General features: G+C 72.2%; 10 protein-coding genes. 4 read left to right on the top strand and 6 right to left on the bottom strand.

All coding sequences use genetic code 11. The features are described 5' to 3' along the window. The coding region (locus ACFXGX_RS41555) for a hypothetical protein (RefSeq protein WP_384803143.1) at positions 1-698 on the bottom strand (698 nt) is incomplete at its 3' end. Then, positions 695-2,404 (bottom strand): PHP domain-containing protein, encoded by a 1,710-nt coding sequence (locus tag ACFXGX_RS41550; protein WP_384803141.1) that lies wholly within the window; start codon positions 2,402-2,404, stop codon positions 695-697. The genes ACFXGX_RS41555 and ACFXGX_RS41550, both read right to left, overlap by 4 nt. A gap of 248 nt (positions 2,405-2,652) precedes the next feature. On the opposite strand from ACFXGX_RS41550, the gene ACFXGX_RS41545 reads away from it, so the two are divergent. Further along, complete coding sequence (locus ACFXGX_RS41545) at positions 2,653-3,252, top strand: TetR/AcrR family transcriptional regulator (RefSeq protein WP_384803138.1); 600 nt, start codon at positions 2,653-2,655, stop codon at positions 3,250-3,252. 8 nt (positions 3,253-3,260) lie between these two features. Here the strand turns inward: ACFXGX_RS41545 and ACFXGX_RS41540 are convergent, their stop codons facing one another. Then, entirely contained in the window at positions 3,261-4,007 is a 747-nt protein-coding gene (locus ACFXGX_RS41540) for a rhomboid family intramembrane serine protease (protein ID WP_384803135.1), read from the bottom strand. A 48-nt stretch (positions 4,008-4,055) separates the two neighbouring features. After that, entirely contained in the window at positions 4,056-5,792 is a 1,737-nt protein-coding gene (locus ACFXGX_RS41535; protein ID WP_384803132.1) for a DUF2264 domain-containing protein, read from the bottom strand. A gap of 380 nt (positions 5,793-6,172) precedes the next feature. Between ACFXGX_RS41535 and ACFXGX_RS41530 the strand changes: the two genes are divergently transcribed. Both ACFXGX_RS41530 and ACFXGX_RS41525 read left to right on the top strand, forming a co-directional pair. Next, on the top strand, positions 6,173-6,571 hold the full coding sequence (locus ACFXGX_RS41530) for a hypothetical protein (protein WP_384803129.1): 399 nt from the start codon (positions 6,173-6,175) through the stop codon (positions 6,569-6,571). Then, complete coding sequence (locus tag ACFXGX_RS41525) at positions 6,564-9,110, top strand: Hsp70 family protein (protein WP_384803125.1); 2,547 nt, start codon at positions 6,564-6,566, stop codon at positions 9,108-9,110. The genes ACFXGX_RS41530 and ACFXGX_RS41525 overlap by 8 nt, the downstream gene beginning before the upstream one ends. 19 nt (positions 9,111-9,129) lie before the next feature. On the opposite strand, the gene ACFXGX_RS41520 is transcribed toward ACFXGX_RS41525, so the two are convergent. Continuing rightward, the gene (locus ACFXGX_RS41520; RefSeq protein WP_384803122.1) at positions 9,130-10,608 is read right to left on the bottom strand and encodes an RICIN domain-containing protein; all 1,479 of its coding nucleotides are present in this window, start codon (positions 10,606-10,608) and stop codon (positions 9,130-9,132) included. Positions 10,609-10,990: 382 nt separating this feature from the next. Then, entirely contained in the window at positions 10,991-11,593 is a 603-nt protein-coding gene (locus tag ACFXGX_RS41515) for a nitroreductase family protein (protein WP_384803119.1), read from the bottom strand. Positions 11,594-11,747: 154 nt separating this feature from the next. Here ACFXGX_RS41515 and mmuM point away from each other — a divergent pair, with 154 nt between their 5' ends. Then, on the top strand, positions 11,748-12,668 hold the full coding sequence (gene mmuM / locus ACFXGX_RS41510) for a homocysteine S-methyltransferase (RefSeq protein WP_384803116.1): 921 nt from the start codon (positions 11,748-11,750) through the stop codon (positions 12,666-12,668). Positions 12,669-12,873 lie beyond the last annotated feature (205 nt).

Raw genomic sequence — 12,873 nt, 5'->3', positions numbered from 1 at the left:
GCGCCGCGCCCCCGGGCTGGGGGGGGGGCGCGGGGGGGGGCCGCCCCCGCCCCCCGCCGGGCCCCCGGGCCCCCGGGGGCGGCCGGACTGGGCGGGCGGCCGCGCGGGCGGTCGCGCCACTCCGGGCGCACGTGGTCGCGGGTGACCAGCTCCGCCTCCGGAGCGGCCCCCTCGGGGGAACCGAGCACGGTGACCCGGTCCACCGCGGAGACCTCCAGCAGGCGCCCGACGGTCAGCACTCCGGTGACGGCGCCGGCACCCGGGTACAGGACGGCACGGCCGCCCGTGCGCGCCCCGTGTTCGGCGGCCGCGTGGGCGGCTCCGGCCGCGAGCTCGTCGGGCCCGTGCCGCTCCTCGCCGAAGGCGGCACCCAGGAGGGCACCGGCCCCAGCGTCAGGACCGGCACCCACCGCACCGCCCTTACCGGCACCGGCACCGAGGACGGTGCCGGTGCCGGTGCCGGACACGCCGGAGCCGGTCTCCGTGAGCCGCTGCCAGGCCGCACGGGCCGCCCGCTCCGACGGCACGGCGAAGGACAGCGCCATGTGCGGCCGCCGCCCGTCCCGTACGTGGTGCGTGCAGCCCAGCGCGTCCGCGGGCAGGCCGAGTTCCGCGGCGAGCGAGCGCAGCAGATGGTCGGCCTCCCGCAGGGCGCCCGTATGGCCGGTGTCGACTCCGACGACGTACAGCTCGCTCACGACGGGAGGACCCACACCGGGTTGGAGTAGAACCACAGGTCCTTCCACGGGTCGGCGTCGCCGAGGACGTCCACGGCCGGACCCACCGGGTCGACCGAGGCGCCCCGCAGGCCGACGGCGGAGCGGTTGCCGTCGGTGCCGCGCAGACGGACGTACACCGGGCGGTCGACGGTGCCGAGGTCGTAGGTGAGGCGGACCGTGCCGGACGACTTGTTCACCTCGTAGGACTTGGCGACCCGCGCGGTGGGGGCGATGAGCGTGTCCCGGTCGGAGGCCGCGCCCGTCACATCGCCCTGGATGACGTCGACGCGCGCCAGCTTCGGTACGAAGCCGGCCCAGTTGGGGCCGTCGGCCAGTCCGAGGTCCACGGTCAGGGTGACCCGCGTGCCCTTGCGTACGTGCAGCGCGCCGCCGAGGGTCGCCCAGCGGCCGCCGCCGGAGACCCGCGCGTCGAGACCGCTGATGAGCTGCCCGTGGTCGACCCAGACCCGGCCGGCGCGGATGCCGTCCATCACGGCCGCGTAGGAGAACCCGTCGGAGCCGACGTGCGTACGGCTGTACTGGCCGGGCCAGTAGTCGCCCTGGGTGGTGTCGATCCTGCCGCCGTAGACCGGGTCGGTGTGCCGGCCGTTGAGGTTGAAGTCGCTGTCCGGTCCGCCGCGCACGGCGGTGTCCGTGTAGACCTGGTGGGAGTCGGAGTTGGCGGTGATCCACCAGGGCTTGCCCTCGGCGAGGAGGCTGTCCCACAGGCCGCCGACGGTGGCGGTCATCCAGTCGAAGCCGCCCCAGGTGCGGTAGCTCTCCAGCGGGTAGCCGGCGAAGGAGTTGGCGCTCGGGCTGTTGTCGTACAGACCGCGTGCGACGCCCATGCCGTACGTCTTCTCGATGCCGCCGGCCTGGTGGCCGGGGGCGCCCTCGAAACCGACGGCGATCTGGTGGGACGCCGGGGTCGCGTCGCGCCAGGCACGGATCTCGTGCGGGGAGTCGAGGCCCTTGCGGGCGGGGTGGTTGGCCAGCATCAGGATGTCCTTGACGCGGCGGCGCTGGACCTGTTCGGCGAGGAAGCTGAGGCCGGCGATGGCGAGCGCCTCGTTGGCGGGCGTCGAGTCGCCGGCACCCTTGAGGCTGCCGTCGTAGTCCGTCTCGAACTGCTTGAGGACCGCGACCTCGTTGCGGCCGGGGTGGACGAAGACGGTGCCGTGCTCGGCGGCCGGGATGTTCCATTCGAGGCCCTGGAAGACGAGGGTGTCCTCGTGGATGTCCCGGGCCTCCAGGATGTCCGGGTTGACCTTGTCCACACCGATCTTGGCGTGGGTCTCGCTGCCGTGGTCGGTGATGACCATCCAGTCCAGGCCGTGCGCGGCGCCCTGGCGGACCTGGTCGCGGACGCGGTACTTGCCGTCACTGCTGTACTGGGTGTGGATGTGGTGGTCTCCGGCGAGCCACAGGAAGCCGTTCTTTCTGCGGCCGCCCGTCGAGGCGTACGCGGGGGCGGCGGCCCCCTCCGCGAGGACACCGCCGGCGGCGAGGCCGGCGCCCAGCAGTCCCGCGCGGCGCAGGAGTGAGCGGCGCGACTGCTGCTCGGGGCTGAGGGCCTCGTCGGGCACGGCGGTGTCGAAGGCGGCGGGCAGCGTGGTGCCCGTGCCCTCGTCGCCGTGCGGGTGGTGATGGTGATGCCCGTGCTCGTGTCCGTGCGTGTGCCCCATGACCGCCTCCTGAGTCCCGCCCCGCCCCTGCGGGCGCCGTCATGAGGAGATTCGGGGCGGAGCATGAACAGCGGGCGGCCCCCTCGTGTTCGCCGGGCGACCTGAATCGGTCAACTGGCTTTATCTATAAGCCTGTTGCTCCCCGACGTGTCCGTTGCGTCATGAATTCCACGGAGTCGGGGACCGGGCGGGACTAGGCTTCTGCCTGGGTTCCCGAGGAAATGCTCTGTGGTGAAAAGGTGGTTCTCATGCCTCGTGCCGGACTCACGACCGAGCGGGTCGTGCTCGCGGCGGCCGATCTCGCGGACGAGATCGGCTTCGAGAACGTCACCGTGGCGGCGCTGGCGCGGCAGTTCGGGGTGAAGGACGCGAGCATGTACGCGCATGTGCGCAACGTCCGGGAGTTGCGCGAGCGCATCGCGCTGCTCGCGTCCGGCGAGATGATCGACAGGATCGCCACGGCCGTGGCCGGACGGGCCGGCAAGGACGCGCTCGTCGCCTTCGCCGACGCCTATCGCGCCTACGCGCTGGAGCGGCCCGGGCGCTATCGGGCCACCCACACGCAGCTCGACCCGGACCTGGTCGCGGAGCGGGCGGAGTACCGCCGCACGGCCGAGGTCACCGCCGAGGTCACGAGTGGGATGCTCCGCGCCTACGGGCTGTCCGAACCCGATCTGACCGACGCCGTACGCCTGTTGCGCAGCTCCTTCCACGGCTACTGCACGCTTGAGGCCGTCGGCGGATTCGGCGCCCCGCGCCCGGTGGAGACGTCCTGGAGACACGGGCTGGACGCCCTGCACGTGGCCCTGGAGAACTGGCCGCGCGCCGAAGCCGGGCAGTCCGGCTGACCGACGTCCTACAGCAGCCCCAGATCTCCCAGCTCCTTGTGCAGGTCCGCGCGGGGATTGGCGGGGTTCTGGGGCGGGGTGAGGGTTCCCGTTCCCGTTCCCGTGCCGGTGCCGGTGCCGCTACCGGATCCGGCGGCCGGGAGGGTGCGGGGACGGCGGTCGCGGAAGAGCCAGGCGCCGGCCAGGCCGCCGATCAGGCCGCCGAGGTGACCGAGCCAGCTCACCCCCGGTGTTCCGGGCACCGCCACGGTGAGCATGTAGGCGAAGGACGCCGCCATGACGAGACCGATCAGCGTGTCGATCAGGTGGCGGTCGAAGATCCCGCGGACCACGACATAGCCGAAGTACCCGAAGATCAGGCCGCTCGCGCCGACCGTGTCCACATCCCCTCGTTCGAAGAACCAGACCACGAACCCACTGGTCAGCGCCACCAGCAGGCTCAGGCCCAGGAAGCGGACCACACCGCGGTAGGCGGCGAGGAACCCGAACACGAACAGCGGCCCGGAGTTGCTCTCGATGTGCGCCCAACTCCAGTGCAGGAAGGGCGCGCTGAGGATGTCGGGCAGCGAGGTGACATCGCCGGACACCACACCGTAGTCCCGCGAGAACGCGTAGTCGTCGGCGTAGTTGGCCAGTTGCACCAGCCAGACGACCGCCAGGAACCCGAACATCACGAAGAACGCCTTCCGCGCCTCCGCGATCATCTGCTCCGCGTCCACCGGGCCCCCGCCCCGGCCCACGTCCGAACCACCCATGACACACCCCCCTGCTCCGACGGATCCGCTTCCGCCTCACTCCGAACTCTAGGCAACGCCGGTGAAGTCGCCGCCGTTCAGGGGGACCATTCCGCCAGTGCCGTCGAAGCGGAAGGCCGCCGTTCCCCCCGCGGCCCAGGTCACCGTCACGTCGTACGTCCCGGGTCCCGTGCCCTCGGGCGACGTCACCCGCACGGACACCAGGTCCGTGAGCGGGAGCGGGTCCCGGTCGGCGGTGAGGCGGACGAGGGCGACGAAGAGGGAGGGGCCGTCCCCGGTGACGCCCTCCCCCGTGGCCGACAGACCGTGCACGGGCAGGAGTTCGGGGCGCGCGCCGTCGTGCGCGGCCCAGCCCGTGACCCGTACCGGCGTGCCGGGATCCGCGCCCGACACCAGGTGCGCCCGCACCTCCACGGCACCCCGCGCGACCACGAGGCAGACCGCCCCGACGCCCTCCGAGACCGTGTGCCGGGACGCCGCCCAGTCCTCCCCGACCCCCAGCGGCACGATCCCCGTACGGCTCGCGTCGCCACCGACGATCACGCTGTTGTCGTACGAGGGTGAGGGCTTCGTCGCCGTCGAGTAGGCGAGCCGCGTGTAGTAGGGGTCGTAGCGGACGTCCTCGCTGCCGTGGTTGTGGAGGCGGACCAGACCGTCCGAACGCGTCGACTGGAGCAGCCAGTTGGGCGGCCCGATCCCGGTGACGGCGTCGGCGCGCTCCGCCGGGCCCGCTTCCTCCGTGGCCGTCCAGACCTCGTGCTCCGGGGGCAGCAGCAGGGCGACGAAGGCCTTGCTCGCCCAGTACGGCGAGGCGGGCCCGGAGTAGTGCTGCACGAACGCCTCGTCGTGGCCGTGCCAGCCGAGGGTGAGCAGGCCGTTGCCGTCCACCGCGCCCCGGTCGAGGAAGTAGCCCAGGGCGCCGGAGGCGAGGCGCCGGGTCTCGCCCGGGGACAGGGGGGTCCGGCCGGTGAGCGCGCCGAGCCACAGCGGGGCGGTGGCCGCGAAGCGGTAGGTGAGCGAGCGGCCCTGGAGCATCGGCGCGCCGTCACCGCCGAACAGCCGCGCGTAGTCGCCGAGATGGGCCTCCAGGCGGCCGGCGTACAGGTCGAGGAGCCGGGCGTCGTCCGCCAGCCAGGCGTGCAGCACCGGATAGAGGTGCATCGCCCAGCCGTTGTAGTAGTCGAACTTGCGCCCGTGGCCGTCGGTGTACCAGCCGTCGCCGAGATACCACTGCTCGATGCGCTCCAGGCCGCGGTCGATCGCGGCACGCGACGCCTCGGGCGCGTGGCCGACCTCCTGGAGGAAGCCGCCGACCGTCACCGGGAACAACTCCCAGTTGCAGGGCCAGGGTTCGGCCGTCAGCGCGTCGCCGAGCCATGCGGCGGCCCGCTGCCGCACGCCGTCGTCCAGGCGGTCCCACAGCAGCGGTCGGGTCAGCCGCAGCGCGAGCGCGATCGACGCGGCCTCGACGAGGGGCTGGCCGCGGTCCTCGACTCGGGGCCAGCCGCCCGCCGTTCCGGCGGCCAGCCCCCGCGCGTACCGCTCCAGGACCTTCTCGTCACGGCGGAAGCCCGCCAGCAGGAGCGTACGGGCGTAGCCCTCCAGGCCGTCGGAGAGTTCCCCGGCGCTGCCCGTGTGCGCTCCGGGGAGGTGGTAGAGGGCCTGGTCGTCGGTGGCGTACGGGGCGACCGCGGCGAGCAGGGAATCGGCGGCCGCCTCCCAATGGGCGCGCGTGCGGCCGGTGTACGGGCTCAGGGACCTGTCCTCGGCGGGCTCGGCGTGCATCACTGGCCTTCCTGTTCCGGGCCGGGCCCGGCCTCCCGGACGCCGGGTGTCCTCGGGTGGGCCGGGCCGGATACCTGGGGCGCCCCGGTTCCGGTCGGAACGCCCCAGGGGCTCGTCCCACCCTCACCAGAGCCCTCGGCGCCGGACGCGGGACTCCTCCGACGGGACGGCGGGGCGACAAGGCGACGGGACCTGGCGGCAGGACGATACCGCTGATCGGCAAGCGCTTTCCAGAGGGCGGTCCCGTGCTCGCGCCCGGCACCCTACACATCCGGTCGGATCAGGGCTCACATTTCCCCCGAACCCGCCGAAGAGCGACTCCGGGGTGCCACACTGGCCTCTCCCGGGTGGGGGCCCGGGTGACCCACGGGGAGGGAACCTTGAGCGATCCGCGATGCGAAGCGGCGTTGGTGTTCACCGACGAGGCGGACCCCGAGGGCGCGGCGGAGGCCGTGTCCCTTCTGGCCGAGGAGCTGTCCCTGCTGGATCCGGTCTCCGTGCGGCACGCGACCGGCGGCCCGGCTCCCGACGGCACGCGGGCCGGGGACACGGTGCTCTGGACGACGCTCCTCGTCGGCGCGACGAGCGCGGCGACGCTGAGAGCGCTCATCGCGCTGGCGCAGGACTGGCTCGCGCGCCGCAACTCGGGCTCCATCGACATCACGATCGACGGTGACGAACTGCACCTGACCTCCGTCTCCCGCGCGGACCAGCGCCAGGCCGTCGAGCTGTTCGCGGCCAAGCACGCTCCCCGAGAGTCCGACGCGGCCGATGCGTAAAGCCGCGCTCCTCGTCGTCAACCAGCATTACGCGGACGGACGTTTCAGCGAGTTACCGGGTGCCGCCGCGGACGCCGAGCACCTCGCCGGCGTGCTGGGCGACCCGGCCATCGGCGAGTTCGAGGTCACCGTCGTCGAGAACGGCACCGCGCTGGAGATCCGCAAGGCGATCCAGTCCTTCTTCGCCCACGCGCGGAGCCAGGACCTGCTCCTGCTCCATCTCTCCTGCCACGGCCGAAAGGACGCGCGGGGCCGGCTGCACTTCATCGCCTCGGACACGGAAGGAGACTTCCTGGACGCGACCGCGGTCTCCTCCGAATTCGTCGCGGACCAACTGGAGCAGAGTCCCTGCCGCCGGGCCGTCGTCCTGCTGGACTGCTGCTACAGCGGGGCGTTCGCCAAAGGGATGCGGACCCGCGGAGCCGCGCCGGCGGTCGATGTGAAGGAGCCCTTCTCCGGGCGGGGCCGGGTCGTGATCACGTCCTCGACCGCCCTGCAGTACAGCCACGAGAGCGAGATGAGCAGCCGGGAGCGGGCCGAGCCGTCCATCTTCACCGCGGCCGTGGTGGAGGGACTGCGGGACGGCACCGCCGATCTGGACGGGGACGGCTATGTGTCGGTCGAGGAGCTGTACGCCTTCGTCCATGACCGCGTACGCAGCCGGCTGCCCAGTCAGACGCCGACCCGGAGCGTCAACAACTCCGAGGGCACGCTCTATCTGACGCGCAATCCCGGCGCCCTGTACGTGACCGCGCCCGAGGGCCCGGCCCTTCCCGACACCCTCCGCGCCGCGATCCTCACCGGGGCCGCCTGGCAGCGGCTGGGCGCCCTGCACGAGGTGGAACGGCTGCTCGGAAGCCGGCGCGGCCCGGTCCACGAGGCCGCCCTGGAAGCCCTGACCACGCTGGTGCGCGACCGCGACCCGCAGGTCGGCGCCCGGGCCGAGAGGCTCTGGCACAGCCGTGGCCTCGGCGCCCTGCCTTCGGGGACACCGGACACCGCCTCCCGGGTCACCCGGCCGGCCGCGGACGGGTCGAGGATCCTCGGCATCGATTTCGGGACGACCAATTCCGCGGTCGCCGTGTTCCTGGACGGTGAGGTGCGGGTCATTCCGAACCGCCACGGAGAGGTCACGACGCCGAGCGTCGTGGCGTTCGCCGAGGACGGGACACTGCTGGTGGGGAAGGCCGCCAAGGAGCAGGCCTCCCGCGTTCCGGGCGGCGGCATCCACCGGGTCAAGCTGGAACTGGGCACAGGGTGGACCTACCGCCACGGGGCCCGCCGCTTCTCCGCCGAGGAGGTCGCCTCCTGGATCCTCGCCGACCTGCGGCACAGCGCGGAAGCGCATCTGGGCGAGACGGTGACCCGGGCGATCCTCACCGTGCCCGCCTACTTCACCCACGTCCAGCGCGCGGCCCTGGCGGACGCTGCGGCTCTCGCGGGCATCGAAGCGGTCAGGATGCTGAACGAGCCGACCGCCGCGGCGCTTTCGTACGGTTTCGGCCGGGACGACGAGACGATCATGGTGTTCGACCTGGGCGGCGGCACCCTGGACGTGTCGCTGCTGAACGTCGGTGACGGGGTCGTCGCGACCGAGGGGACCAGCGGCGACGGTCGCCTGGGGGGAAGCGACTGGGACCGTCGTATCGTCGATCACCTCGTACGTGACCTCGCCGTCCGCCAGGGCGTCCGGCTCACCGACCGGGCCGCCCTCCAGCGGGTGGCCGAGGCCGCGGAAGCGGCGAAGATCGAACTGTCGCAGGCCACGACCGCGAACGTCACCCTGCCGTACATCGCGATGTCCCCGTCCGGGCCGGTGCACATGGACGTCACGCTGACGCGCGCACAGGTGGAGAAGCTGACGAAGGATCTGCTGGAGCGCTGCGCCCAACCGATGCACCAGGCCTTGAAGAACGCGTGGGGGACCAACCGGATCGAGGACATCGACCACTTCATCCTGGTGGGCGGAGCCACCCGGATGCCGGCGATCGCGACGCTCGTCAAGGAGCTGGCGGGCGGCCGGGAACCGATCCGGGCCATCATCCCCGAAGGAGTGGTCATCGGTGCCACGCTGCTGAGTGCCGTACTGACGGGCCAACTGCGCGACGAACTGCTCCTGGACGTGACCTCCCTGCCTCTCGGCGTCGAGACGAAGGACGGGACCATGGCCAAACTCGTCGAGGGGGACACGACGATCCCGACGAAACGGGGCGAGATCTTCACCACCGTCCTGGACGGGCAGTCCCACGCCCAGATCGGCGTCTACCAAGGAACCCGTGAGATCGCCGAGTTCAACACGAAGATCGGTGTGCTCGAACTGCCGCTGCCACCGGCCCCGCGCGGCGTCCCGCAGATCGAGGTGACCTTCGACATCGACGCCAACCACGTGGTGCACGTCATCGCCAAGGACCTCGGCACCGGCAACGAGACGTCCGTGGTGCTGGACCGGCGCAGCACGGCCCACGCCCAGGCGCAGGAATCCGACCCCCGAAAGGCGCTGGCCCAGATCCCCCTGGAGCAGCCGAGGGCCGGTTCCTGACCGCGACACGTCCCTGGGATCATGTCCCCCTTGTCCACTGCTGGTTGGTGCCTCCGTTGCAGGTGTACGTGATGAGCGGGGCGGAGTTGGCGGCGGAGGCGCCGGACACGTCCAGGCACTCGCCGGACGCCCTGGCCTTGAGGAGCACATGGCCGCCGGAGGCCGTCACCGACCACTGCTGGGTGGTGCCGCCCGTGCAGTCCTCCTGGCTGACACCGGTGCTGTTCTCGGCCAGACACAGGGAACTCCCCCGGCCCATCAGCTCGTAGTAACCGGCGCCGAGGGACTTGAACCAGAACTTCTGGTTGGCTCCGCCGTTGCAGGTGTACTGGGCGAGCGCGATCCCCTGCCAGAGCGACTGGTCGGGGACGTCCGCGCACTTGCCGGAGTGACGGGCCGTCAGGGTCTCGTAGACGGCGCTCGTCGCGGTGACGGTCCCGGCGGCCGTGTCGACGCCGATCTCCGGGGACCAGGACAGGGACATCGTGGTGGCCGTCGGGAAGGCGATCGGCAGCCAGACGTAGCGCGAGTCGTCGACCGTTCCGCCGAAGGCATCGCCCCAGCGGTCGCCCATGTAGAGGTAGGAGGTGCCCGAAGTGCCTTGCACGGGAAGGACGTACGCGGTCTGCGAACCGTACGCCGTCGAGTCACCGACGTTCGTCATCGCGGTCCAGGGACCGGCGAGCGAGGTGGCGGTGGCGTACTGCTGCTGGTTGGGACTCCAGCCGGTGGCCGCCGAGGTCAGCATGAAGTAGACGCCGCCCCGCTTGAACAGCGCGGGTGCCTCGCGGTGTCCGCCGTGCCAGGGGTCGGCGACCACGGCCGCAACACCGGTGTAGTCGGCGGTGAGCCGGTAGATCTGGAGGTCGTAGTTCTCGCGGGCGGCGGAGACCATGTAGCCGGTTCCGTCGGTGTCGACGAAGGTCGTGATGTCACGGGACATGTACTGGCCGAGCGGCTGGAAGCTGCCCCGATAGGTGTAGGCGCCGTCCACGGTGTCCGAGACGGCGACGGCGGCTCGCGCCTCGCTGTAGTCGGCACCGTTCTCCTTGTGCATCCACATGACGAACGTGCCGGTGGATGCGTTGTACATGACCTTGGGCCGCTCGATGTAGGCCGTGCCCAGCTCGGCGGCGCTCGACCGGGTCAGCACGTGGTTGCGGAACTCCCAGTTCCTCAGGTCGGTGGAGCGGTAGGCGTCGACGTATCTGAAGGTGTTGTCGGCGTTGCGGTTCTCGCCGAACCAGTAGTAGTAGCCGCCCACTTTGAGGACCCCGCCGCCGTGCGCGTGTACCGCCGCGCCCGAAGTGTCGCTGAACAGCGTGCCGTTGGTGATGGTCTGGGCCGCCGCGCGGGCGGGCGCGGCGGCGAGAAGCCCTCCGGCGAGGGCGAGACAGAGGGCGACGAGCAGGGCGTACACGCGTCTCGGCGGGTGCCGTTCGGCGGGGAAGGCTCGCAGGGCGGGGAAGGCTCGCAGGGCGGGGGTGGTGCGGCTCATGCGACTCATACGATGACCGTCCGTCCGGTATGTCGAACATCATCTGTGATGACGAACATTGCCGCCGAAAAAAGTAAGCGCGTACTACGACGAGGTCAACGGGTCGGACGGAGCCGGTCCGTCGAGCCCGCCCAGCCCGCCGTGCACGCCGTGCACGCCGTGCACGCCGAGCCCGCCGCCGCGCCGCACCGCACCGCGCGCAGCGCCTCCCACACAGCCGCACCGCGCCTCGCCACGCGCACCGCCACGTACACAGCCGCACCGCGCACCCCGCCTCGCCATGCGCACCGCCTCGTACACAGCCACGCCGCGCACCGCCCCGTACACAGCCGCGCTGCGCACCGCCTCGGCGCCTCGCGCGCCGGACGACGCGACCGGCCGCTCAGTTGTGCAGCCCCCAGTGCCCCCGGTGCACGACCTCGTCCGGCCCGCGTCGGCGTTCCGCGATACGGGCACCCTGCGGGGGAACGTCGTCCGACCGGTAGCCGACCGTGATGCCGCCGATCGGCGCGTACTCCCCGGGCACCCCGAACTCGGCCCGGAAAGGCTCCAGTTGCTCGGGCATGACGCCGAAGAAGCAGGCGTCGAGCCCTTCGTCGACCGCGCTGAGCAGCATCATGAGGGCCGCCATCCCCGTGTCGATGTACCAGTACGGGGCCGGCCAGCGGGCCTCGGCGCGGTCCTCCCAGCCCTTGTCCGGTTCGGCGTAGCGCTCCAGATAGGCCGCCTTGTGGGCGAGCGGTACGACGACCAGTGGGGCGTCCTGCATGGTCGGCGTCTGCTCCACGCGGGTGGGGACGAACGGCCAGAACCGGGCGCGGTCGGCGGGGTCGGTGAGGGCCAGGAACGCCCAGCCCTGGGAGAAGCCGGCCGACGGGGCCCGTAGCGCGGAGGCGAGGATTCTCTCCACCGCCTCGGGGGCCAGCGGCTTGTCGGAGTAGTGGCGGATCATGCGACGGCGGCGGACCACATCGGAGAACTCCATGTCACCCGATCCTGCCAGGAGCCGGGCCGGCGATGACAAGGGGCCGTCGGGATCAGGCCTCGCACCGAGGCCCCGATGTCTCTTTCCGCGAGACGGCCGCCCGATGGGCGGACGGCGCCGGGGTGCGGCGGACCCGATCGACTAGCGTCGTGGCATGGCCAGCGACAACACCCTCACCCTCGCCGCAGCACTGTCCTCCGGCACCGTCGTGCTCGACGGAGGCATGTCCAACCAGCTCGAAGCGGCCGGACACGACCTGAGTGACACGCTGTGGTCGGCGCGGCTGCTCGCGGACCGGCCCGAGGCGATCGTCGAGGCGCATCTCGCCTACTACGAGGCGGGCGCGGACGTGGCGATCACGTCCAGCTACCAGGCGACGTTCGAGGGGTTCGCCCGACGCGGCATCCCGCATGGACGGGTCGCCGAACTGCTCGGCCTGAGTGTCGAGCTGGCGCGCGAGGCCGCCCGGCGCGCGCACGCGAAGGGCGTCGCGCGGCCCCTGTGGGTCGCCGCGTCGGTGGGTCCCTACGGGGCGATGCTCGCGGACGGTTCGGAGTACCGGGGGCGGTACGGGCTGAGCGTCGCGGAACTGGAGCGGTTCCATCTGCCGCGCCTTGAGGTACTGGCCGCCGCCGGGCCCGACGTGCTGGCCCTGGAGACGGTCCCGGACACGGACGAGGCGCGGGCGCTGCTCGGCGGGGTGCGCGGACTCGGGGTGCCGGCGTGGCTGTCGTACAGCGTGGCCGGTGACCGGACGCGGGCCGGACAGCCGCTGGAGGAGGCCTTCGCCCTGGCGGCCGAGGCGGACGAGGTCATCGCGGTCGGGGTCAACTGCTGCGCTCCCGAGGATGTCGACGCGGCCGTCGCCACGGCCTCGCGGGTGACCGGGAAACCGGTCGTGGTCTACCCGAACAGCGGCGAGGCCTGGGACGCGGCCGCCCGTGCCTGGAAGGGCAGCTCCACGTTCACGGCCGCCCAGGTCGGCGGGTGGAAGCGGGCCGGGGCCCGCCTGATCGGCGGGTGCTGCCGTGTCGGCCCCGGGGCGATCGCGGGAATCACGGCAGCGCTGCACTAGCACTGCACTGGCACTGCGCGAGGCGTGATCCCGAACGCGCCTGGCTCACGGACGGTCCGCGCCGCCCGAGCGGCGGAAGCGGCGGACCGCCGACAGCGGGGTCGCGATGCGTGCGAAGAGGTCGCCCGGAGGGACCGGCGTGGACGGGCCCTCCGCCGGGCCCGGCGGGTTCTCCGTGGGCCGGCCCACGGGCTGGTCCGGGGAC

This window comes from Streptomyces sp. NPDC059371 (assembly GCF_042751995.1).
Lineage (GTDB): Bacteria > Actinomycetota > Actinomycetes > Streptomycetales > Streptomycetaceae > Streptomyces.
Note: the sequence above shows the minus strand (reverse complement) of the source record. Positions and strands in the feature narration are given on the sequence as shown.